The 24,199-nt window shown below is 63.9% G+C and carries 14 protein-coding genes, 2 tRNA genes and 2 pseudogenes; 11 read left to right on the plus strand and 7 right to left on the minus strand.

Features of this window, described 5'->3' with window-relative positions; all coding sequences use genetic code 11:
* Positions 1 to 732 precede the first annotated feature (732 nt).
* The 6 genes and pseudogenes from dnaN to DF196_RS00170 all read left to right on the plus strand — a co-directional run bounded on the left by dnaN (position 733) and on the right by DF196_RS00170 (position 9,517).
* Entirely contained in the window at positions 733 to 1,857 is a 1,125-nt protein-coding gene (dnaN, locus tag DF196_RS00145; protein ID WP_109055923.1) for a DNA polymerase III subunit beta, read from the plus strand.
* Positions 1,857 to 2,978: pseudogene (gene recF / locus DF196_RS00150) on the plus strand (DNA replication/repair protein RecF); the annotation flags it as partial. The gene dnaN and the pseudogene recF, both read left to right, overlap by 1 nt.
* A 290-nt stretch (positions 2,979 to 3,268) precedes the next feature.
* Complete coding sequence (locus DF196_RS00155) at positions 3,269 to 3,739, plus strand: DciA family protein (RefSeq protein ID WP_109055924.1); 471 nt, start codon at positions 3,269 to 3,271, stop codon at positions 3,737 to 3,739.
* A 283-nt stretch (positions 3,740 to 4,022) separates the two neighbouring features.
* Positions 4,023 to 6,113, plus strand: a complete 2,091-nt coding sequence (gyrB, locus tag DF196_RS00160) for a DNA topoisomerase (ATP-hydrolyzing) subunit B (protein WP_109055925.1) — start codon at positions 4,023 to 4,025, stop codon at positions 6,111 to 6,113.
* A gap of 55 nt (positions 6,114 to 6,168) precedes the next feature.
* Positions 6,169 to 8,856, plus strand: coding sequence for a DNA gyrase subunit A (gyrA, locus tag DF196_RS00165; protein WP_421728433.1), 2,688 nt, complete (start codon positions 6,169 to 6,171; stop codon positions 8,854 to 8,856).
* A gap of 136 nt (positions 8,857 to 8,992) precedes the next feature.
* Positions 8,993 to 9,517: a DUF3566 domain-containing protein gene (locus DF196_RS00170; protein ID WP_109055926.1), complete on the plus strand. Its 525-nt coding sequence runs from the start codon at positions 8,993 to 8,995 to the stop codon at positions 9,515 to 9,517.
* Positions 9,518 to 9,826: 309 nt separating this feature from the next.
* Here DF196_RS00170 and DF196_RS00175 read toward each other — a convergent pair whose 3' ends face one another.
* Together DF196_RS00175 and DF196_RS00180 are read right to left on the minus strand one after the other, a co-directional pair.
* Entirely contained in the window at positions 9,827 to 10,873 is a 1,047-nt protein-coding gene (locus DF196_RS00175; RefSeq protein WP_109055927.1) for a LacI family DNA-binding transcriptional regulator, read from the minus strand.
* 115 nt (positions 10,874 to 10,988) lie between these two features.
* Entirely contained in the window at positions 10,989 to 12,008 is a 1,020-nt protein-coding gene (locus DF196_RS00180; RefSeq protein WP_236029357.1) for a LacI family DNA-binding transcriptional regulator, read from the minus strand.
* A gap of 212 nt (positions 12,009 to 12,220) precedes the next feature.
* Here DF196_RS00180 and lacZ point away from each other — a divergent pair, with 212 nt between their 5' ends.
* Together lacZ and DF196_RS00190 are read left to right on the plus strand one after the other, a co-directional pair.
* Positions 12,221 to 15,622 (plus strand): beta-galactosidase, LacZ type, encoded by a 3,402-nt coding sequence (lacZ, locus tag DF196_RS00185; RefSeq protein WP_241519515.1) that lies wholly within the window; start codon positions 12,221 to 12,223, stop codon positions 15,620 to 15,622.
* 517 nt (positions 15,623 to 16,139) lie between these two features.
* Positions 16,140 to 17,225 carry a VanZ family protein gene (locus tag DF196_RS00190; protein WP_109055929.1) on the plus strand — a complete coding sequence of 362 codons (1,086 nt, stop codon included), beginning with the start codon at positions 16,140 to 16,142 and terminating at the stop codon, positions 17,223 to 17,225.
* A gap of 383 nt (positions 17,226 to 17,608) precedes the next feature.
* Here the strand turns inward: DF196_RS00190 and gdhA are convergent, their stop codons facing one another.
* On the minus strand, positions 17,609 to 18,955 hold the full coding sequence (gdhA, locus tag DF196_RS00195) for an NADP-specific glutamate dehydrogenase (RefSeq protein WP_109055930.1): 1,347 nt from the start codon (positions 18,953 to 18,955) through the stop codon (positions 17,609 to 17,611).
* Positions 18,956 to 19,130: 175 nt separating this feature from the next.
* Between gdhA and DF196_RS14140 the strand changes: the two are divergent.
* Positions 19,131 to 19,196: pseudogene (locus DF196_RS14140) on the plus strand (zinc-ribbon domain-containing protein); the annotation flags it as partial.
* Positions 19,197 to 19,547: 351 nt separating this feature from the next.
* Positions 19,548 to 20,645 carry a hypothetical protein gene (locus DF196_RS00200; RefSeq protein ID WP_241519516.1) on the plus strand — a complete coding sequence of 366 codons (1,098 nt, stop codon included), beginning with the start codon at positions 19,548 to 19,550 and terminating at the stop codon, positions 20,643 to 20,645.
* Between the two features lie 346 nt (positions 20,646 to 20,991).
* Here DF196_RS00200 and DF196_RS00205 read toward each other — a convergent pair whose 3' ends face one another.
* The 4 genes from DF196_RS00205 to DF196_RS00215 all read right to left on the minus strand — a co-directional run bounded on the left by DF196_RS00205 (position 20,992) and on the right by DF196_RS00215 (position 22,943).
* Positions 20,992 to 21,966: a DUF5692 family protein gene (locus tag DF196_RS00205; protein ID WP_109055932.1), complete on the minus strand. Its 975-nt coding sequence runs from the start codon at positions 21,964 to 21,966 to the stop codon at positions 20,992 to 20,994.
* A 282-nt stretch (positions 21,967 to 22,248) separates the two neighbouring features.
* The gene (locus tag DF196_RS13535) at positions 22,249 to 22,425 is read right to left on the minus strand and encodes a hypothetical protein (protein ID WP_170114943.1); all 177 of its coding nucleotides are present in this window, start codon (positions 22,423 to 22,425) and stop codon (positions 22,249 to 22,251) included.
* A 327-nt stretch (positions 22,426 to 22,752) separates the two neighbouring features.
* A tRNA-Ala gene (locus tag DF196_RS00210) sits at positions 22,753 to 22,828 on the minus strand.
* 41 nt (positions 22,829 to 22,869) lie between these two features.
* Positions 22,870 to 22,943: transfer RNA gene (locus DF196_RS00215), tRNA-Ile, on the minus strand.
* Positions 22,944 to 23,205: 262 nt separating this feature from the next.
* On the opposite strand from DF196_RS00215, the gene DF196_RS00220 reads away from it, so the two are divergent.
* On the plus strand, positions 23,206 to 24,075 hold the full coding sequence (locus tag DF196_RS00220) for an acyltransferase domain-containing protein (protein WP_146194638.1): 870 nt from the start codon (positions 23,206 to 23,208) through the stop codon (positions 24,073 to 24,075).
* Positions 24,076 to 24,199 lie beyond the last annotated feature (124 nt).

The raw sequence follows: 24,199 nt of genomic DNA on the forward strand, positions 1-24,199 counted from the left end.
TCTCACCGGTCGGATGATTTTCAGCACCTGATTGAGGACTCGCTCATTGTTTCCGGCGCCCCTCTTCGAGGGGAGCTGTCGTCGAAGACGACTGAGGGGAGCGGAGAAGATGCTCACGCGGGACTCCCCTCAGTCACGCTCCGCGTGCCAGCTCCCCTCAGAGAGGGGCGCCAAATTCTCTCGACCCCACCAATCCAACGACCCCAAACCAGCAGAATCGATCCTGGAGACCGATTTCGGCACTTTGCGCGCCCGGCTCCGAAAAACCCTCGAAAACGGTCGCTGAAAACGATTCTCCCAGCCGGATCGGGTCCGCAACACGCCGTGCGGGAGACGAAAGTGGGGAAAAGTTATCCACATACTTATTCACAAATGTGGGTAAACTCTGCGGATAAGTCGTGGATTACCCACTGTTTTTCAGTGGAAAACTCGTGCATAAATCGGCTTCGAAAGTGGAAAACCGAAACCGGCCGAAGCGCCTGTGGATAAGTCGGCTAGTTATCCACCATCTATGCAGAAGTTATCCACAGTTCTGCAAAAGTTATCAACCGTTATGGCAGTAGGTCTCGACCCCACTTATCCACACTATCCACAGCGCTTATTATGGCTATTACCTACATTGCTTACGAATTCACCATCGCCACAATAACGCCGGACCAACCGAACGTACTGGACCAAGTCGCCAGCCGCTAGAATGTTGCTCAGATCATCCGACGAAGGGAACAATCACACATGAAAGTCGAAATCGATACCGCCGCACTGGCCGATGCCGTCGCCTGGACCTCTCGCGTCATCGATGCACGCCCCTCCAACCCGATTCTGGCGGGCGTCCGCCTTGAAGCCATCGATGGAACGCTGCAGTTCTCGGCCTTCAACTACGAAATCTCCGCCCGTCACCACATCGAGGCCGGCGTCGACGAATCCGGTTCAGCCCTGGTGCTTGGCAAACTGCTCGCCGACATCACCAAATCGCTGCGCAGCGAGAAGACCTACCTCGTCACCAACGAATCGACTCTGACCATCACCTCCGGCAAGTCGACCTTCACCCTGCAGCTCATGCCCGATGCCGAATACCCGGATCTGCCCACCGTGCCGCCGGCGCTCGGCCAGGTCGACACCCCCACGTTCGTGCAGGCGGTGGGCCAGGCATGCGTCGCGGTCTCCCGCGAGGAGAACCGTCCGGTACTGACCGGCGTTCGCATGCAGTTCCAGGGCAACAAGGTGGTCATGACCTCTACCGATCGTTTCCGTCTGGCCCGCGCCACCTTCACCTGGACCCCGCAGGATCCGAACGTGGAGACCACCACCCTCGTGCGCGGTTCGCTGCTCAAGGATGTGGCCCGTTCCCTCGACGAACACCAGAACATTCGCCTCGATTTCGACGCCGACTCCCCCACGCTGCTGGGCTTCGAGAACGCCGGCCGCGTCTCCACGTCGCAGCTCATCGACGGCGAGTTCCCCGCGGTGGATCGCCTGTTCGCCGACGAATACCCGATCCAGGCCGTGGTCAGCAAGCAGGATCTGCTCGACGCGATCAGCCGCGTGGCCCTGGTGGCCGAGCGCAACGCCCCGATCCGCATGGTCTTCTCCGGCCAGGAAGTGCAGCTTTCCGCCGGTTCCGCCGATGAGGCCCAGGCCAACGAAACGCTCGAAGTGGATATGGACGGCGACGACATCACCGTGGCGTTCAACCCGAGCTACCTGAAGGAAGGCCTGTCCGCCATCGCCGAACCGTTCGTGCGCATCAAGATGACCACCCCGGTCAAGCCGGTCGAATTCAACGGTCAGCAGGAGGCCGACTCCGACGAATCCATGGACTACCGCTACCTGCTGGTGCCCATGCGCTTCAACAACTGATGTACATCTCCCGTCTCGCACTAGACCACTACCGCTCCTGGAGTCAGGTAGTGGTCGATTTCGTTCCGGGCGTCAACATTCTGGTGGGCCGCAACGGATTGGGCAAAACCAATCTGGTCGAGGCCGTCGAAGTGCTGTCGACCGGGGCGAGCCATCGCACTTCCGGCACGTTGCCGCTCATCGAACGCGGGCAGCCGACCGCCACGATCCGCGCGAACGTCGTGTTCGACGACGATCCGTCCGACGAGACCACGTATGAGGCGGCGATTCACGCGCGCGGCGCGAACCGGGCCCGCATCAATTCAGGAAAATCGCTGTATCTGCGCGACATCATCGGCCAGATTCCCAGCGTTTCGTTCACTCCCGAGGACCAGCGGTTGGTCGCCGGCGATCCCGGGGCTCGCCGGGCCATGCTGAACCAGGCCGGGGCGTTGCTGGAACCCGGATATTCCGCGGCTTTGCAGCAATTCACCCGCATCGGCAAGCAGCGGGCGACGCTGCTGAAGCAGATCGGCGCCAATGCGAACACCGGGGTTCCGGTCGATGCGGCGTTGAGCGGATTGGAGATCTGGACCGGCCAGTTCATCGAGGCCGGCATGGCCCTGACCCGCATGAGGCGGCGGGTGATCGACCTGCTCGCCGAACCGTTCGCCGCGATTTACGAGCAATTGGCCTCGCAGGCCGGCGCGGTACGGCTCACCTATGCGCCCTCGTTCGAGGAGGTGCTGCTGTATGACGATCCGCATCCGGCGATCAGCGAGCATTTCCAACGCATCTACCCCGGCGAGGTGGCGCGCGGCGTGAACCTCATCGGGCCCCAGCGCGATGACATGGAATTGGAGCTCGACGGCATGGCCGCGCGCGAGTTCGCGTCGAACGGCGAGATGTGGACCATGGCGTTGGCGCTCAAGATGGCGTTGTTCCAGGTGGTGCGCGAACGGTTGGGCGTCAAGCCCATCGTGATCCTCGATGATGTGTTCGCCCAGTTGGACGACAACCGTCGTCGACAGATCCTCGATTTCGCCGGCAAGCAGGACCAGGTGCTCGTCACCGTGGCCGCCGAAGGCGATGTTCCCGCACACCGGGACGCGCATCTCATCGACGTTGCGGCCCTGGTCGCACCGGATCCCAACGAACGGTTGGTTTCGGAATTATTGTCCGGTTTGCGAGAAAAGCGAAATGCGAGCTCCGAGTGGGGAGAAGAGGGGCGCGTCGTGGGTGAGAGCGACAGGTCTGCCTCCGAAGCCGATGCATCCCCGGCGCTAATTCCCGCGGTGGCCGAGCCCGCGGTGGATGACTCTCCGAAGGCCGGTCGGGATGTCGATGCGGAACCGGGGCGAGCCGGTGACGTTGTGAACTCATCGGCGGACTCATCGGCGGCCGATGAGAAGCCCGTCGGGAAGGATGCGGCATGAGACCGCCGATCGCCGAGGCGCTGCATCTGGATGCCGCAAAACTGCCCGCAGAGGTGTTCGAGCGGCTCTCCCGGCGTGGGGCGCTGCTCAAGGACCGACGCCGGCGCGAGGAGGAGTCGCTGGAGAACTTCGGCAAGCCCGGCCGCGACCCGGCCGAACTGGGGTCGGTCATGACCACCATCGCCGGCAGCGGCGTCTGGGCCTCGAACCTGAAGCTCGCCCAGCTGCGCAACCATTGGGACCAGGTGGTGGGCCCGGCGATCGCCCAGCATTCCGCCGTGGCCGACTTCCGCGACGGCATCCTGACCATCCGCGCCGAATCCACCGTCTGGGCCACGCAGCTGACCTACCTCATCCCCCAGCTGACCGAAACCATCCGCCGCAACCTCAAGGGACTGACCATCAACGAGATCCGCGTGACCGGCCCCGCCGCCGGATACACCCGCAAATGGGCCCGTCGCAAATAGCCGATCCTTCCTTTGACTTCCCCGTCAACGGGAGCGGATCGTGGGGCGGGGTTGAACGGCGACCATTCGGCGATGGGAGGGCGGCTTCCCGGCCCGATGGAGCCGTGAATCCTTGAAAAATGCTTCAAAGGCCTCGCTATGGCGCTCGTCGTGTTAGACGAGTAAAATCACATGCAGTATGGTCAAACGGCTGGAAGAGCCCTTTACGAGCCTCCTAAGCCATATCACCCTTGCAAATGACCTTCGTTTGCGAGCTGACCTTGAAGTTACGGAAGGAAGCCTGTTGGCAGACGAAACCAGCAAAGAGGAACAGCTGAAGGCGGCTGACGAGCATATCAACAATGCGGAGCTGACCGAAGGCGAGCTCGACGAATCCATGGCTCCCGAGCACTACGAAGCATCCGATCTGCGCGTGCTGGAAGGCCTTGAGGCGGTGCGCATCCGTCCGGGCATGTACATCGGCTCCACCGGCCCGCGCGGCCTGCACCACCTGGTCTACGAGATCGTGGACAACTCCGTGGACGAGGCCCTGGCCGGATACGCCAGCCACATCGAAGTCACCATCCTGCCGGACAACGGCATCCGCGTGGTGGACGACGGCCGCGGCATCCCCGTGGACGAGGTGCCCGGCGAAGGCGTCTCCGGCGTGGAGACCGTGATGACCAAGCTGCACGCCGGCGGCAAGTTCGGCGGCGGCGGATACGCCGTCTCCGGCGGCCTGCACGGCGTGGGCATCTCCGTGGTCAACGCCCTGTCCACCCGCGTGGACATCGAGGTGCGCCGCCAAGGCTTCCACTGGACCCAGACGTACATCGACCAGCACCCCACCGCCCGCCTCAAGCAGGGCGAACCGATGGCCGAGGGCGAGTCCACCGGCACGTCCGTGACGTTCTGGCCGGACCCGAAGATCTTCGAGACCACCGTCTACGACTTCGAGACGCTGCGCTCCCGCTTCCAGCAGATGGCCTTCCTCAACAAGGGCCTCAAGATCAGCCTGACCGACCTGCGCGAGCCCGACCAGGCCGGCGACGAGGTCACCGGCGACGGCGTTCCGGACGCCGGCGAGACCAACCAGACCGTCACCTACCAGTACGCCAACGGCATCAAGGACTACGTGGACTACCTGGTCAAGGTGCGCAAGACCACCCCGGTGGAGGACGAGGTCATCAGCTTCGAGGCCGAGGACCTCAAGCTCGGCATCTCCGCCGAACTGGCCATGCAGTGGACCACCGCCTACTCCGAGTCCGTGCACACCTTCGCCAACACCATCTCCACCACCGAGGGCGGCACCCACGAGGAGGGCTTCCGCGCCGCGCTGACCAGCCTGGTCAACCGTTACGCACGCGAGAAGGGCATCCTCAAGGACAAGGACGAGAACCTCTCCGGCGACGACGTGCGCGAGGGCCTGACCGCCGTCATCTCCGTGAAGCTCACCAACCCGCAGTTCGAGGGCCAGACCAAGACCAAGCTCGGCAACTCCGAGGCCAAGACCTTCGTGCAGCGCGTGATGACCGACAAGCTCGGCGACTGGTTCGACGCCCACCCGGCCGAGGCCAAGAACATCATCCAGAAGGCCATCGAGGCCTCCCGCGCCCGTCTGGCCGCCAAGAAGGCCCGCGAGAACACGCGCCGCAAGTCCATCTTCGAGTCCGCCGGCATGCCGGACAAGCTCAAGGACTGCCAGTCCTCGAATCCGGAGGAGTGCGAGCTGTTCATCGTGGAGGGCGACTCCGCAGGCGGCTCCGCCATCCAGGGCCGCAACCCGATCACGCAGGCCATCCTGCCGCTTCGAGGCAAGATCCTCAACACCGAGCGCGCCAGCTTGGACCGCATGATGAAGTCGGACACCATCGAATCGCTGATCACCGCCGTGGGCGGCGGCTACGGCGAGGACTTCGACATCTCCAAGGTGCGCTACCACAAGGTCATCATCATGGCCGATGCCGATGTGGACGGCGCGCACATCGCCACGCTGAACCTCACGCTGTTCTTCCGCTACATGCGACCGATGATCACCGCGGGCTACGTGTACGTGGCCATGCCGCCGCTGTACCGCCTCAAGTGGACCAAGGGCCCGCACGACTTCGTGTACACCGACGCCGAGCGCGACCGCGTGCTCGCCGAGGGCAAGGCCAAGGGCCGCCAGCTGCCCAAGGGCGAAGGCATCCAGCGCTACAAGGGTCTGGGCGAGATGAGCTACCAGGAGCTGTGGGAGACCACCATGGACCCCGAGCACCGCATCCTGAAGCAGGTGCACATCGAGGACGCCGCGGCCGCGGACGAGACCTTCTCGATGCTCATGGGCGACGAGGTGGAGCCCCGCCGACTCTTCATCCAGCGCAACGCCAAGAACGTCAGCTGGATCGATGCGTGATTGATGATTGGCTCCCCTCAGAGAGGGGAGCCGCAGGACGGAAAAAGGAACTTAAGTGGCAGACGAAAACAACACCATGCCGGGCGGCGCCAATCCCGCCGGTGGCGACAACGGCGATGAGCAGTTCACGCCGGACGGTTCGATGGAGCCGTTGAGCCCGCAGGAGGCGGACACCACCGACTACGGCCTGCTGGCCGGCGAACGCATCCAGCGCAAGGACCTGCAGCAGGAGATGCGCGAGTCCTACCTGGCCTACGCGATGAGCGTGATCGTGGACCGCGCCCTGCCGGACGTGCGTGACGGCCTGAAGCCCGTGCACCGCCGCGTGATCTACGCGATGTACGACGGCGGCTACCGTCCCGACCGCGGCTACAACAAGTGCTCGCGCGTGGTGGGCGACGTCATGGGTAAGTACCACCCGCACGGCGACTCCGCCATCTACGACACCCTCGTGCGCATGGCCCAGTCGTGGTCGATGCGATACATGCTCGTGGACGGCCAGGGCAACTTCGGCTCCCCTGGCGACGACCCGGCCGCCGCCATGCGTTACACCGAATGCCGTATGGCGCCGCTGTCGATGGAGATGGTGCGCGACATCGACAAGGAGACGGTCGACTTCCTGCCGAACTACGACGGCAAGACCCAGGAGCCCACCGTGCTGCCCGCGCGCTTCCCGAACCTGCTGGTCAACGGCTCGTCCGGCATCGCCGTGGGCATGGCCACCAACATCCCGCCGCACAACATGCGCGAGGTGGCGGACGGCGTCCACTGGGCGCTCGACCACCCGGACGCGAGCCGCGAGGAGCTGCTGGAGGCCCTGATCCAGCGCATCAAGGGCCCCGACTTTCCCACCGGCGCCACCATCCTGGGCCACAAGGGCATCGAGCAGGCCTACCGCACCGGCCGAGGCCTGATCACCATGCGTGCCGTGGTGAACACCGAGGAGATCAACGGCCGCATGTGCCTGGTCGTCACCGAACTGCCCTACCAGGTCAACCCGGACCGACTGGTCGTCTCCATCCGCGAGGCCGTGCGCGACGGCAAGATCCAGGGCATCGCGGACATGCGCGACGAGACCTCCGGCCGCACCGGCCAGCGCCTCGTGCTCGTGCTCAAGCGCGACGCCGTGCCGAAGGTGGTCCTCAACAACCTGTACAAGCACTCCCAGTTGCAGCAGACGTTCGGCGCCAACATGCTGGCCCTCGTGGACGGCGTGCCGCGCACGCTCTCGCTGGACGCCTTCATCCGCCACTGGGTGGGCCACCAGCTCGACGTGATCGCCCGCCGCACCGCCTACCTGAAGCGCGAGGCGGAGGAGCGCGACCACATCCTGCAGGGCTACCTCAAGGCCCTCGACATGCTGGACGAGGTCATCGCCCTCATCCGCGCCTCCGAGGACACGGACGCGGCCCGCACGGGCCTGATGCAGCTGCTCGACATCGACCAGGTGCAGGCGGACGCCATCCTGGCCATGCAGCTGCGCACGCTGACCCGCATGAACCGTGACAAGATCGTGGCCGAGCACGAGGAACTGCAGCGCAAGATCGCCGACTACATCGACATCCTCGCCAAGCCGGAACGCCAGCGCAAGATCATCGGCGACGAGCTTGACGAGATCGTGGCCAAGTACGGCGACGACCGTCGCACCAAGATCCTGCCGTTCTCCGGCGAGATGAACGTCGAGGACCTGATCGCCGAGGAGAACGTGGTGGTCACCGTCACGCACTCCGGCTTCATCAAGCGCACCAAGGCGGACGAATACCGCGCCCAGCACCGCGGAGGCAAGGGCATCAAGGGCACCAAGCTGCGCGAGGACGACGTGGTGGACCACTTCTTCCTGACCTCCACGCACAACTGGCTGCTGTTCTTCACCAACAAGGGCCGCGTGTACCGCATCAAGGCGTACGAGCTGCCCGAGGGCTCGCGCGACTCCAAGGGCCAGCATGTGGCCAACCTGCTGCAGTTCGCGCCGGACGAGGCCATCCAGACCGTGCTGTCCATCCCGAACTACGAGGTGGCCAAGTACCTGGTGCTCGCCACCCGCTCCGGCAAGGTCAAGAAGACGCCGCTGGCCGAATACGATTCGCCGCGTCAGGGCGGCCTGATCGCCGTGCGACTCATGGCGGACGAGAACGGCGAGAACGCCGACGAGCTCATCGGCGCCGCGCTGTGCAACGCCGAGGACGACATCATCCTGGTCTCCAAGCTCGGCATGAGCCTGAAGTTCGAGGCGGACGACGATCAGCTGCGCCCGATGGGCCGCCAGACCGCCGGCGTGCAGGGCATGAAGTTCCGCGACGGCGACGAGCTGCTGGCCATGGACGTGGTCCCGGCCGACTCCGACAAGGACCTGTTCGTCGTGACCAACGAGGGCTTCGCCAAGCGCACCGCGATCTCGGAATACCGCCTGCAGGGCCGTAACGGCTACGGCGTCAAGGCCGTGCAGCTGGTCGAGGGCCGCGGCTCGCTGGTGGGCGCGCTCGTGGTCTCCGAGGACGACCAGGTCATGGCCATCATGAAGTCCGGCAAGGTGATCCGCTCTAACGTGGACGAGGTCAAGCGCACCGGACGCGCCACGCAGGGCGTGACCTTCGCCAAGCCGGACAAGGGCGACGAGATCCTGTCCATCGCCCGCAACGAGGAGAAGGACGAGGAGGACGCCGAGGAGACTGCGGAGGCTGCTGAGCCCGCCGCTGCCGACGCCACGGAGTCCGCTGCCACCGAGGCTCCTACCGAGGAGTGACCGTTTTCGGTTCCCCTCACAGAGGGGAGCCGAGATAAGACGAAAAAACAACGCGGACGAGGCGCGAGCGGAGTCCTGAAACACTGGTAGCCTCGCTAACAACGAGGCTACCGATTAAGCCCTTGAAGGAGAAACGATGAGCGAGAATCTCGAAAACGACGAGCCCGCAGCGATCCAGCCCACCAACGAGCATGCTGCACCGCGTGTGGCCCGCTCCGTTTCCAGCGACCCGGAGGAATCCACGCTGCCGCCGTCCGGCACCACCCCGGTCCGTCCGGCCGTGCGCCGCGCCGCGCCGCGCGCACGCCGCATGAGCCTGTCCCTGACCCGCGTGGACGCCTGGTCCGTGGCCAAGGTCTCGTTCCTGCTGTCGATCGCCGGCGCCATCATCCAGGTGGTCGCCGCCACCATCGTCTGGCTGCTGCTGGACGCCGTCGGTGTGTTCGGCCAGATCACGCAGATCGTCTCCTCCACCGGCCTGGATGCCGATTCCTTCAACCTGGGCAACGTGTTGTCCCTGCCCACCGTGGTGTCCGCCGTGACCATTTTCTCGATCGTTGAAGTGGTGATCATCACGCTGCTCACCACCATCGTGGCGCTGATCTACAACGTGGTCAGCACCCTGGTCGGCGGCGTGCACCTCACGCTCGGCGACGACTGATACGGACTTTCCGTCAAGCACAAGCAAGCGGCCCGATATGGGCCGCTTTTTCGTTGTTTAAGCGGGTTGTAGCGGAATCGGCCTGCGGCCGATGCTGTTTTCCCGCAGGCTTTCGCCTGCTCCTCTTCTCTCCCCCACCCGCTTCGCGGGAGCCCCCTCGTCAGAGGGAGCCAAGACTTACACGTATAAGGCCTTGCCTCCCTCTGACGAGGGAGGTGGCATCGGCGAAGCCGATGACGGAAGGAGAGAAGCCGAGCAGGCGCGAAGCCTGCGGAAAACACAGCATCGGCCCATCAGGCCGATTCCACCTCACGCGGATTCGCGCCGCTCGATGTGGAAGTCGGCCACGATGCGCTGACGTTCGCGGTCCGATTCGTCGTCGATGCGCTCGATGAGCATGTCCACCGCCTTCTGCGCGACCATCGGGATATCCACCGCCACCGTGGTCAGCGAAGGCACCATCGTGGCGCTCATCTCGATGCCGTCGAAGCCCATGACCGCAATATCCTCGGGCACGCTCAGCCCCAGGTCCTTCAGTCCGCGGATCACGCCGAACGCGGTGGTATCGGTCATGCAGAACAGCGCATCGCAGGAACGGACCACATCGGCATACCGGTTGACGGCCTCGCGGGCCTCCACGTCGTTCCAGAGCGTGGGGATGATCGGCACCTCCCACCAGTCCACGCCCAGCTCCTCGAAGGCCTTCCTGCAGCCCATCAGACGGCGGTGACGGGTGTCGTACGAATCGGCGGTCTCATGCTCGTCCGAACCCTCGCCGAGACCGCCCACGATGCCGATATGTCGCTTGCCGCTGGCCCACAGGTATTCGATGGCCTGCTGCGCGCCGATCTCGCTTGGCGTCAGGATCGTATCGATGTCATGCTGCGGGCGGTCGTCGTCCAGCAGCACGGTCGGCCGGTGGTTGGACAGCTGCTCGATCTCCGCGGCGGACAGTCGGCTGGAGCTGAAGATCAGCCCGTCGCAGAACTGGTTGGACACCCGCTCGATGATGGAGCGTTCGTTCTCCGCGTTGATGCGGGTCTCCTGCACCACGGTCTGGTAGCCGCGCTTCTCCGCCGCCTGCGAGATCAGCGAGGCGAGCTGGGAGGGGTACGGCCGGTCGAGCTCGAAGATGGCCAGTCCGATGGTGCCGAACGTGCGGCCCCGGCGGCTGGTGGAGACGCGCAGGCTGCGTGCGGACAGGCTGGTGGTGTTGAGACGGTAGTGCAGCCGGTCGGCGGCCTCGCGCACGCGCTTCGCCGTCTCCGGGGCGACGTTGTCGTTGCCGCGCAGCACGTTCGAGACGGTCATGGCCGAGACTCCGGCCTCGCGCCCGACATCCTTCATGGTGACCATAGAAACCCCTTTACTGAGCACCAACTATACAAAACAAGCTTCGATTGCGGATGTCCCGGCTCCTCTCAGCGAGGGGAGTTTTTCGTATGCGTGCGGCTTGGTTTCTTACGCCCCATCACGCCGACTGACGGTCCACGATGGTCGTGGGCAGCAGTCGCACGTAATCGGGCTCGACCTGCGCGCCGTGCATCATCGAAAGGACCAGTTCGGCCATCGCGCGGCCGTGCAGCTGCGAATCCTGCCTCACCGTGGTGATCTTCGGCCGCGAGAGCACGGCGATCGGCGAATCGTCGAAACCGGTCACGGCGATGTCCTCCGGCACCCGGTAGCCGAACCGGTTCAGCTGGTTGATGACACCGAAGGCGATGTCGTCGTTGGCGCACACGATGCCATCCAAATCGTCCAGCATCGGCTGGAAATCGGCCGTGGCCATCTCGCCGTTGGTCATCTCCCAATCGTCTGAGAAGTACACGAGACGCTCGTCGAACCGCTCCCCCATCGCCTCGCGGAAGCCCTTGAAACGGTTCGTGGCGGTCGGTGAATAGCCGGGGCCGCACACGTACGCGAGCCGCGTGCGTCCGGCCTCGATGAGATGTCGCGTGATGTCGCGCTGCCCGTCCTCGTTGGCGAAGTCGACGGCGGGGAACGGCAGATCGCTGCGGTTGCTGACCTCCGAAATCACCACCGGACGGTCCGTGGTGAGGAAAGCGTCGGCCAGCACGTCGTCCTCGCTCAGGGAGAACAGCATGTAGCCGTCCGCGAAGTCGCTGTTGACCAGTTGCGCGATGCGGCTGGTGGAGGCGTCCGTGTTGGCGATGAGCGTGACCATCTGATAGCCCGCGTCGCCGATGGTCTGGTTCGCGCCGATCATCGCGCGGGCCACACTGGACTGGATGAGCGTCTCGTTCGATTCGACCTGAATCACCAGGGCGATGGTTTGCGTGCGCTGCTGGGCCAGTGAACGGGCCGCCTGGTTCGGCGTGTACCGGGCGTCCTGGATGGCCTGGGCGATGCGCTCGGCGGCCGCCGGGGATACGTGCGCGCTGCCGTTGAGGTATCGGGAGACGGTGCCGTAGGACACGCCCGCCAGTCGCGCAACGTCGCGGATGGTCGCTTTCTTACCTGCCTTGGTCATGCTCCTCATCGTATTCGCGATTCTGGCGTTTTGCGGGGAACTGGCGTTTGCGACACACGCTCACCTTCGTTTGTGTGACCGGTTACACAGCGGATACACTGGGAGATGACGTGGATGCCGCCCGCCCTGGTCATCGGTTATCGTAGGGCAGGCGAATCGTATGCTCCGGCACGGTGCCGTGCCGCGGGCGGACAAGGAAAGGTGAGGTTTTGATGACTGATGTGACTGGCCTGGGCAACGTTCCTGAGATGCCCGATGCCGCCGGTTCGGCCGGCGCGGGCGACGCCGGTGGTGCCGCGGGTGGCGAGACCCGTGCCGCCGCGGCCCCCGCGGTGCCGACCGCCGAACGCTTCGATCCGGCCTGGATCGCCGACCCGCGCGTGTTCGCCGTCAACCGGCTCGCCGCGCACTCCAGCCACCGGTTCTACGACCACGTGCCGGCCGCGGGCGAATCGATGGATCTCAAGCAAAGCCTCGACGGCACCTGGCGCGTGACCGTCACGGACCTGGCCGACTGGGCCGATCTGGCCGACGTGGAGGATGGCGTCGAGGAGGTCGCGGACGCCGATTTCGCGCGCCCCGGCTTCCCGGACGACGACTTCGACCAGATCGACGTGCCCTCCTGCCTGGAGGTCAAGGGGCTGCTCAAACATCAGTACGTGAACCAGCAGTACCCGTGGTCCGGCCATGAGTCGCCGGAAGCCCCGGACGTGCCCGAACACAACCATGTGGCGCTCTACCGCCGCGCCTTCACGCCGAGCCCGAAGGTGGCCGAGGCGATCGAGGCCGGCCGGACGGTCACGCTCACCTTCCACGGCGCCTCCACGGCCATCGCCGTGTGGCTCAACGGCACGTTCGTGGGCTACTCCGAGGATTCCTACACGCCCAGCGAATTCGACGTGACCCCGTTGCTCACGACCGGCGAGAACCTGCTCGCGGTGGCCGTCTTCGAGTTCGCCTCCGCAAGCTGGCTGGAGGACCAGGACTTCTGGCGCATGCACGGCCTGTTCCGCTCGGTGGAACTCACGGCCCAGCCCGCCGTGCACGTCGAGGACCTGCGCGTCACCGCCGATTACGATTACACCAGCGGTGAGGGCGAGCTGTCCGTGGACGCCTTCGTGCGCAATGCCGCCGGTGCGGCGTCGTTCGAGGCGGTGCTGACGGATGCGTCCGGTGCCGAGGTCTGGCGTGAGTCGCATACGGCCGGTGATGCCCTGTCCGGCGACGTTCCGGCGGGCGATGCCGAAACGGACGGAACCATCGCCCCTGAAACCGGCGAACCGGCTGCCAACGTTGGCGTAGACGTCCTCTCCTCCACTGACCTGACCTGGCATGCGAACGTTGGCCATGTCGACCCGTGGAGCGCCGAGGAGCCGACCCTTTACACGCTCACCGTCACCGCGCTGGACGCGGACGGCCGCATTATCGAAGCCGTGCCGCAGCGCGTGGGCTTCCGCCACTTCGCCATCGAGGACGGGCTCATGAAGCTCAACGGCAAGCGCATCGTGTTCAAGGGCGTCAACCGCCATGAATTCGACGCCCGCGTTGGCCGCACCCTCACCGAGGACGTGATGCTGCAGGACATCCGCGAGTTCAAACGGCTCAACATCAACGCCGTGCGCACCTGCCACTACCCCAACCAGTCCCGCTGGTACGAGCTGTGCGACGAATACGGCATCTACATGATCGACGAGACCAACCTCGAGACCCACGGCACCTGGACCTACGGCGACGGCTCGTTCCACCCGGAGACCGCCGTCCCCGGCAGCCGCGACGAATGGCGCGCCGCCTGCGTGGACCGCCTCAACAGCATGATGCGCCGCGACTGGAACCATCCGAGCGTGATCATCTGGTCGCTGGGCAACGAGTCGTTCGGTGGCGACGTGTTCCGCACCATGCGCGACTTCGTGCACGCCACGGACCCCGCACGCCCGGTGCATTATGAGAGCGTATTCAACGACCCCGAGTACAGTGATGTCACCGACATCATGAGCCGCATGTATGCCAAGCCGGACGAGATCAAGCAGCTGTACCTGTTTGGCGAGGACCAGAAGCCGTACATCTCCTGCGAATATTCGCACTCGATGGGCAACTCCACCGGCGGCCTGCATCTGTACACCGCGCTGGAGCAGTACCCCAAGTACCAAGGCGGCTTCATCTGGGATTACGTGGACCAGGCCCTCTTCCAGCGTCTCCCGGACGGCACCGAACGGCTCGCGTACGGCGGCGACTTCGGCGACCGCCCCACCGACTACGAATTCAGCGGCAACGGCATCGTCTTCGCGGACCGCAGCGTCACCCCCAAGGCGCAGGAAGTCAAGCAGCTGTATGCCAACGTTCGCCTCGTGCCGGACGAAAGCGGCGTGACCATCACCAATGACAACCTGTTCATCTCCACTGCTGGCTTCCGCTTCACCGCGCGCGTGCTGGTGAACGGTGTGGAGCGCTGGCATGCCGACTACCGCTTCGACGTGCCCGCCGGCGAGACGCAGCGCCTGCCCATCGCCTTCCCGCGCGTGACCGACCTGGTGCCGCTCGCCGGCCGGTTCGAGGTGACCTACGAGGTCGACCAGCGGCTCGACGCTGCCACCGACTGGGCGCCCGCCGGCTACGAGCTGGCATTCGGCCAGTACGTGGCCACCGTGTCGTTCGACGATGGCCTTGCGGCCGGCAACGGTGACTCCGCCAATGCCGACGGCGGTTTCTGGCCGTTGGCGATCACCGCCGAGGACGGCTTCAACGCCGGCATCCACACCGATTACGGCGAGGTGCTGCTCTCCAAGACCGCCGGCGGCATGGTCTCGTTCGTGCGTGACGGCCGTGAGATGGTCATCCGCCGCCCGAGCCTCACGACGTTCCGCGCGCTGGTGGACAACGACCGCGGCTACGGTTCCGGATTCGAGCGCGCCCAGTGGTTCGCCGCCGGCCGTTACGCCCGCGTGGCCGGCACGTCCATCGAACGCAGCGACGCCGGCCTGCGCGCGGTCTACCGCTACGAACTGGCGGATGCCGCGCACACGCCCGTCACGGTGACCTACGAGGTCGATACCGCCCTGCGCGTGCACCTGACCGCCGAATACCCCGGCGAGGCGGATGCGGCCACGCTGCCCGCGTTCGGCATCGAATGGATGCTGCCGGCTCAGTACGACCGCCTGCGCTTCTACGGCCTCGGCCCCGAGGAAACGTACGCCGACCGCCTGCACGGCGCCAAGCTGGGCGTTTTCTCGCGCACCGCAAAGCAGGACTTCGCGCCGTATCTGGTGCCGCAGGAGACCGGCAACCACGAGGGCGTGCGCTGGGCGGAGATCACCGACGCCACCGGCCACGGCATGCGCGTGACGGCCGGCGCGGTGAGCGGCGTTGGTGCGGGTTCGGATCTGGGTTCGGGTTCTGGCGAACCATTCGCGATGAGCCTGCTGCCCTACAGCTCCCTGATGATCGAGGAGGCCACGCACGCCGACGAACTGCCGCCCGTACGTCACACCTTCCTGCGCCTGCTGGCCGCCCAGATGGGCATCGGCGGCGACGACACCTGGGGCGCGCCCGTGCATCCCGAGTTCCAGCTGCCCGCCGACCGTCCGCTCAAGCTCGACGTGACGTTGGAGCTCATCTGACGCTGATAGAGCTTATCCGAGGCCGTGGGTTCCTGTCTGTTATCCGAATCGGAGGCGGATTAGGAACCCGATTGGCTGATGTCGCGTCGGATTTGTGCACGGTTGGCATGTGCATCGATTGACGGGTAAATGGGGTACAAGAATCCTTGCCCCTGTATCGTCTTTCGGCGGCATTGAGCGAATGGGGGCAACTGGTTTGTCCCCATTCGCACGTCAATCGATGCAAACCACAATCGGGGCAAAACGTGCACTGCCGCATATCCCCGGAATTCCGCCATTATTGACCGATGGCCTCTATGGGCCACCGGATTTCGGTGCGGACCGTGTTGTCCTCATTCCTTGAAACCAACGAAAATATAAAATCGGGGCAACGTATATGCCGGTTGCGGCCCTCGGCGGGCCCCTCCAAGCCTATGAATCCTGTCCCCCGGCGGAATCGGCCTGAGCATCGTGCTGCTCACCGTTCCGGATTGACCTGCCGTTCCCTCGCAACATGGCAGCGCGATAGGGTGGAGTCATGCTGCGGTATCTGAGTTACTTCTCCACGTCGTTCATCATCGCTGGCGTGCTGTGGCCCATCGTTTCGGCGGTGCTGACCCTGCCGATCCTGGCGGTGCATTACCACCGGCATCATCGCCTGCGTCTGCTCTCGGCCGCGGCCGACTACCTGACCGTACTGTATGTGCTGGGTCTCGTGGCGTTCACCCTCTACCCCATGCCGGACGAACCGGAGGCCTTCTGCAAGGACACGGCCGGCCAGTACGCTCCGCAGCTCGACCCGCTGCGTTTCATCGAGGACGTGCGGTACTCCGGCATGACCGGTGTGCTGCAACTGGTGATGAACGTGGTGCTGTTCATACCGCTCGGCTTCGTCATCGCACGATGGCTGCGATGGCGATGGTGGGCGGTGCTGGCCTCGGGCTTCGTGGTCTCCCTGCTCATCGAAACCTCGCAGCTCACCGGTTTTTGGGGCTTGTACCCGTGCGCCTACCGTCAGTTCGATGTTGATGATCTGATCACGAACGCGATGGGTGCGTTGGTCGGTTGCTGGCTGGCCATGGTGTTCGGCCGATGGGTGCCGACCGCATCGACGCCGGGCCGCGGCGACGTGAACCGGAAGCCGGGCGCGCTGCACAGGGCCGTGGCGTTCGCGATCGACATGATCTTCGTGGTGCTGGTGTATTTCCCGATTACATTCGGTGTGGTGCTGCTGTTCTACAAGGTGGCTGAACCGCTGCAGAACGGCGATTTCACGCTGTTCGGCGGACGGATGACGGTTGGTGTGGATTGGCTGAACTTCGTGGCGCCTGCGGTGGGCCTGCTGGCGTTCCTGATATTCCAGCTGCTGATTCCGGTGTTCCACCGCGGCCAGACGCTCGGCGGCATGTACACGCATATGACCGTGGAGACCAAGGAACGACGTGGTTGGCGGCGGGCGGTGTTCTACGTGCTGCGCACGGCGCTGTTGGGCGCGATGACGTTCGCGCTGATCGCGGGCATCGCTGTCGGCGGGCTGACGCTTCGATATGCGCTGTACGGCTTCGCGGCGCTGTTTCTCTTCGAACTGGTGATCCGCCGTGCTCCGTGGGATCTGCTGCCGTGATTGCCGGCGGCGAGTGGTCCGAAACAAAAAGGCTCTGTTAAAACAAAATTGACATGAATCTATGCCTGACTACCCCTCAGTCGGCTTCGCCGCCAGCTCCCCTGACAAGGGGAGCCAAGAAAAAGGGTATGCCAACCTGGGTCCAACGGAGCCAAACAAAAAAGTCCGACGCATGGAGCAGAGAGGATTCGCCCCACACGCCGGACGTGTAAGCGCCCGCGGCGGGCCTTGTGGGCCCCTCGCGCCAGCGGGCAAGTCTTTTGTAGTTGTCAGGGTGTCATAGTTTCTGGCTCCCCTCTTTGAGGGGAGCTGTCGGCAATAGCCGACTGAGGGGAGTTACACCGAGTTAAATGTGCTCCCCTCAGGGAATCCAGAAAAGAGGATCACAGCACGCCCTGGGCGACCATCGCGTTGGCCACCTTGACGAAGCCTGCGATGTTCGCGCCGGCCATCAGATCGCCCTCCTCGCCGTATTCCTTGGCGGCGGCCAGGGAGGCGGCGACGATGGATTCCATGATGGACTTGAGCTTGGCGTCGGTCTCCTCGAAGGTCCAGGACAGACGGTAGCTGTTCTGGCTCATCTCCAGACCGGAGACGGCCACGCCACCGGCGTTCGCGGCCTTGGCCGGGCCGTACAGCAGGCCGTTGGACTTGTAGACCTCGATGGCCTCCGGGGTGGACGGCATGTTGGCACCCTCGCACACCACCTTGCAGCCGCCGGCGACCAGGGCCTTGGCGGACTCCTCGTTGATCTCGTTCTGGGTGGCGCACGGCAGGGCGATGTCGCACGGCACGGTCCACACGCCGGCGCAACCCTCGTGGTACTCGGCACCCGGCACGCGCTCGGCGTACTCCTTGATGCGGCCGCGCTCGACTTCCTTGATCTGCTTGACCACGTCCAGCTTGATGCCGTCCGGATCGTAGACGTAACCGTTGGAATCAGAGGCGGTGACCACCTTGGCGCCCAGCTGCTGGGCCTTTTCGGTGGCGTAGATGGCCACGTTGCCGGAGCCGGAGATCACCACGGTCTTGCCGGCGAAGGAGTCGTTCTTCAGGACGCGCAGGGCCTCCTGGGTGTAGTAGCACAGGCCGTAACCGGTGGCCTCGGTGCGGGCGAGCGAACCGCCGAACTCCAGGCCCTTGCCGGTGAGCACGCCGGAGTACTCGTCGCGGATGCGCTTGTACTGGCCGAACAGGTAGCCGATCTCACGGCCACCCACGTTGATGTCGCCGGCCGGAACGTCGGTGAACTGGCCGATGTGACGGCACAGTTCGGTCATGAAGGCCTGGCAGAAGCGCATGACTTCGGCGTCGGACTTGCCCTTCGGGTTGAAGTCGGAGCCGCCCTTGCCGCCGCCCATCGGCAGCGTGGTAAGGGAGTTCTTGAGAATCTGCTCGAAGCCGAGGAACTTGATGACGCCCTCGTTGACGGTCGGGTGGAAGCGCAGGCCGCCCTTGTACGGGCCGATGGCGGAGTTGAACTGGATGCGGTAGCCGCGGTTGACCTGCACCTTGCCGGCATCGTCCACCCAGGCCACGCGGAACTTGATCACGCGCTCCGGCTCCACCAGACGTTCGAGCACGCCGTTCGCCTCGTATTCAGGGTGCTTGGCGATGACCGGCTGCAGGGTGTCGAGCACCTCGTACACGGCCTGCAGGAATTCCGGCTGGTCGCCGTCGCGCTTCTGGACCTGATCGTAGACGCGCTTGACGTACTCATTGGTAAGCATAGTGAAACTCCCCCTTGGGTTGGACTATCAAATAAGGCGCTTTCATTGTAGGCCCGAAGGGTGTGCCTGCCAAGGGTTCCGCTCGGATTACGGGACTCCTGCGCGTGCCGGACGGGCGGGTACCATGGTGATGCATCGGTGAGGTTCGGCCGGAACGAAGAGGTAGGGAGTCGAGATGAGATACTGCGTCCATTGCGGTAGGCAATTGAACGATACCGCGAAATTCTGCCCGTCCTGCGGCAATCATGTTGCCGCGCATGCGGCCGGCCAGCCGGCGATGGCCGGTCCGTCCGGGGTCGGCTCCGGGGCTCCGTCGTCTGCCGTCCCGCAGGTCTCCATTCCGAAGCCGGCCGTCGTGCGGCCCGATGTCCGCGGCGCATCCACGATGCCGTTGCCGGTCGCGCCGACTGCCCCTGTCGCACCGCCTGTCTCCGCACCATCGCCGGCGGTTCCTGCACCTGCCGTCGCACCAGCCCAGCCGGTCCCTGCCGGAGTCGTGCCTGCTCCTCCGTCCTTTGCCCCGCCGACGGCTCCGGGCGCGGTCCCCGGCGGTCCCGGTGTTTCTGGGGGTGCGTCGGCTGCGGTCCGCCGCGTGAGCCGGAAAACGATTGCCGTCATTTCGACCGTGGTCGCGGCGGTGATTGCCGTCGCACTGGCCTTCATCATCCCGAATTTCACCGCGGTCAAGGCCGCGTTGGGCTTCCGGCCGAACAATCCGCTGGTGGTCACCATGGACGCGCTGAATTCGCTGACCACGCTGCGGTCCGCCAAATACGAGGCGAAATTCTCGGCCAACGGCAGCAGCGCCACGTTCTCCGGCCTGTACTCGCTCGGTTCGACCACGGACGATTCCTCTGCCATGCTCACCTTCGACGCTGATGACTCCAAAGGCTCCATCGCCTGGTACAAGGGTGCGGTGGCTGCCGGCGGAGGCTACCAGGACGAGGATTATTCGTATTACTACTACGATGCCGACCAGCTGGAAAGCACCCTGCGAGACGGTATGGGCGGCGATGCCGCGAACTTCGTCATGGATGTCAAGGACGCGCTGATCAAGAACGGCCGGATTGATGTGGAAGGTACCGAGCAGACCGTCTACGACAAACTCGACTCGCTGTCTGACGAATACAACGTCGACGAGATCGAACGATTCAAGGACACCCAACCATCGGCCGCCGTCAAATCGGAGGCCTCCAAACTGATGCAGCACTATTTCGGCGTGGAGCTGGAGAAGAAGGAAGCCATCGCGACGATCTTCCCCATGCACACCTCGCAGAAGTCGGGTGGCACCACCCAGCTGGACTACCGCATCGACCTGAAGGCGCTCGCCCAGCATTTCGTGAGCTACTGGACCGCGCACGAAACCGAGTATCCGCAATTGAGAGCATGGGTCATCAATCAGATCAAGGACAGCGGTGTGGACGATGCCGAAAGTGAGTATCGCAAGGCCCTCGATCAGGTCCGCAAATGGGATTTCGGCACCGGTTCCGAAGTCAAGATGCCATATGTCGAAGTGAGTTTGAATTACGGCGGCAAGCGGATGCTCAACTCGATTTCCGTTCATGCCGAATACGACGGCGATTCGGTGGACGGCTCGCTATCGCTGAGCGGCCAGAACCTGGTGTCCGCAAGCGATACGCAGGTCACCGAATTCGTGGACAAGGCGAAGGCCAACAATCAGGCGGAATAGCGGGTAGCGGACGCCGGTCCTGATGGGGGCGTTCCCGTTGCCCTGTGCGCGGGGACGGCGGTGGCTCGTACGGAGTAACGGTTTGAGGCATAAAACGTCACTATGTATGCGCGCGAACGAAGGGTCCGCATACATAGTGACGTTTTTGGGTCGTAAACCGGCGTTATGTATGCGGGGCCATGGTTGAGCCGCATACATAGTGACGGTTTTGTTGGGTCGACTACCTGTCGGCGGCGTCTGTGAGTCGGTCACGCGGCGCGGGCGATGGCCTGCTCACGGAGCCGTGTAGCGGGAACCCCGGTGAGGTTCCCGTAGGCGACGCCGAGCGACGGCAGTCGTGAGGTAATCACGCTGCGCGGGCGATAGCCTGCTCGTAGTCGCGGGTGCCCTTGAAGATCTCCTGCAGCCACGGATTGACGCCCTGCTTCTTGGCGCGCACGAGGATGTAGCCGAGAGCCAGCACGTTGGCCACGAGCGCAATCAGCGAGACCACGAGGTTCACGTTCGGGTTGTTCACGGACTGGGTGGAGAACACGGAGTAATCCTGGAACATCGGGAAGACCTGCGCGAACATGCACCAGATGGCCAGCGTGAACGCGCGGTTCTGGATCCAACCACCCTTGTTCCAGAAGAAGTTGGCCACGGTCGGGGCCAGCAGCAGCGCCAGGCCGCAGTACCAGGAGTGCGTGGGCAGGCAGTTGTAGGTGTAGCAGAAGTTCCACAGGTCGTAGGCCACGATGAACACCCAGGTCATGTCCGGCCAGAGCATGTCGTCCTTGTTCTTGGAAGCGTAGATGCCGAACCAGCCGGTCATGCAGAAGATGTTGAGGATGCCGGCCAGGCCGTTGAACACGTTGTGCCAGCCGCCGTACAGGGTCACGCCTTCGGTGGAGATCCAGGTGGTGCCCCAGCCGCGGATGGCGGATTCGAAGTCGGAGACCACGGCGATGAGGATGTTGATGGCCACGATTACGAACGGGAAGCACTTGAACCAGTGCGACTTGCCGATGGAACCCCACTTGTACTTGAGCGCCATGAAGCCGATGCAGCCGGCGGTGGCGGCGTACAGCTTGGCGTAGTGGAACCAGCTCGTCATGTGCACGTAGGTGGGGTTGTTCAGGGCCCAGTCGGCGCCCATGGCTGCGGCCGTGTAGATGGTGATGAAGTAGACGGTCAGGATGGCCGGCACGATGAGGAAGGCGATGACGCCGCCCGTCTTGGTGCGGCGGGCCAGTTCGTTGGCGCCGATGAGGCAGCAGAAGACGAGAATCCATCCGATCCATTGATACACGGCATTGTCGCCGTAGACCTGAAACAGCATTGCGGTCCTTTCTTTGTGGCTGTACGCCCGTCACCCTCGTTGGTGCCGGGCCTTTCGTGGGCCATTGGCGCTGGGCCGAGGCGTCGTACGCTGCCATGCGCACGGTGTTGACGAAGCGTCAATTTCTCTCGCGGCTTATTGTAGCGCGTGTTTTGACGCAGTGTCAACGTGGTGTGTTCCGCAAAAATAGGACAACAGTCGAGAGGGAAATAAAAGAAATAAAACGAGGGGCCGGAGCCCGCTGGTTTGCACCTTTGGAATCCGGCCGTTTCCGCTGAAAGGTCAGCGGCCTCGCCTGAGACTCAGGGCAAGCACTACGAGTACGGCGATGATAATGACTGTGGATGCTTGCTGCCCAACTTGGTTGGCCAGGGCGATCAGCAGTCCTGTCATCAGGCCTTCCCGATACTGCCGGTCCTGTCGCCTCGGACGGTCGTCATGGCCGTTGTCTTCGTCCATGAAAACCTCCTTGTTGACTTATAGATTGGAGGCGCGCCGAATGGCGTGACCTCGCCTTCCCGGGGACCGCGTCAACAGTGCCCCGGTCGGGTCCGTTCAGTTTACGGGTGAGGTTCGATGGAGGCTGGTATGCTGTGTCGTAACGGTAAGGCCGCGTCAACTTCGGGGCAATCTTCTAGGCGGCGCCACTGACTTTCGCCCCGTTGGGCCGAACTGTTGAGGCTTCCTTGGCCTCGCTTATAGATTGAACGTCCGGTGTTGAAAAATACCGGACGTTTTCATTGCAAACGAAAAACCCTTGGAACTGAGCCGATTCCAAGGGTTTGGTGGTGGAGCTAGCCGGGTTCGAACCGGCGACCCTCTGCTTGCAAAGCAGATGCGCTACCAGCTGCGCTATAGCCCCATGAGAAAAAAATAGCGGCACGAAGCCGCTGTTATTTTCTGTGGGCCCAGGAGGACTTGAACCTCCGACCTCATCCTTATCAGGGATGCGCTCTAACCAGCTGAGCTATGGGCCCGATCCATGCACTTCAAAAGCGCACAAGTGATTACAATACCACCGAACGTTCAGGTGTCAACGCGAAAGGTGCTTCGGCGTGTCGCGCTGGGTGATGATGCCGATATTGCGGCAAAGCCAACGAATTCCGGTGACTATGGCGATGCCAACCGCTGATGAACGACATCGCCACATAGCGCGATTCGTGCACATCGTACGGCCAATACGTCAGCTATGGCGGAGAATGGTATTGGCTTCATGGACGAAGGAAAGGGCGATGGCGGATGGCAATGGATGGTCGCGGCGAGGTTCTGACGGTACTTGAGGTGGCCGGGCGCATCGGCCTGGCCGAACCGGTCATCGCCGAACTGCGGCGCATCGATGAGTCCGGCGAAACACTGTCGGCAAACGGCGTGGAAGCCGTGCGTGGGCTTACCGATCCCCGGCGGCGGGTCGAATCATGGAAAACACTCAAAGCCGAGCTTGCCGGTGGTGGCGACCCGAACGGCCTGCGCATACTGTACTGGATGCTGTACGCGGCCGGTCGATATACGTTCCCCGAGTATCGTCGCCTCGGCATTCCCGTGAGCATCTTCGATGCCACCATGGGCTGCTTCACGCGGTTCGTCGGCGAACATCGGGTCAGCTACGGCCGGTACGGGTTCGACCGCGACTTCTGGACGTACCGCGAGCTGAGCGCGCGACTGTTCCGGCTGGGATCGCTGGAATTCGAATTGGCCTACGACACCGCCGACGTACCGGCGGTCGCGGGCTCGTCGCGCGTCATCAACGTGCATATCCCGTCCGATGCGTCGCTCGACCCCGCCCAGTGCGACCGGTCCTTTGCTGAATCGCATTCGTTCCTCACCCGGTTCTTCCCCGACTGGACTGGTCTGCCGTATTGGTGCGAATCGTGGCTGCTCTCCCCTGCGCTCGAACGATTGCTGCCCGAGGGCTCGCACATCCTTGCCTTCCAGCGTCGCTTCGACATCCGCGAAACCGATCCGGATGCGCCGGACTGGCGCGAATGGGTGTTCCAGCGGTGTGGTGCGCCAATCGCCGAGCTGCCGGAACGCACATCGTTGCAGCGCAATATGAAGCGGTTCCTGCTGGACGGCGGCAAGGTCGGCATCGGCATCGGGTGTCTGAAGTAAGGCCTGCGTCGGCCCCTTGGTGACCGTCTTGCGATGCGATTGCGCTGTGATCGATTCGTGGCGATGCGTGCGTTGCCGGTTGGTGCCGAGACTTTGCCGGGCCGGTTTTGCCGGTAATTCCCCG

Origin of the sequence: Bifidobacterium callitrichidarum (genome assembly GCF_003129905.1) — a bacterium.
Taxonomy (GTDB): Bacteria; Actinomycetota; Actinomycetes; order Actinomycetales; family Bifidobacteriaceae; genus Bifidobacterium; species Bifidobacterium callitrichidarum.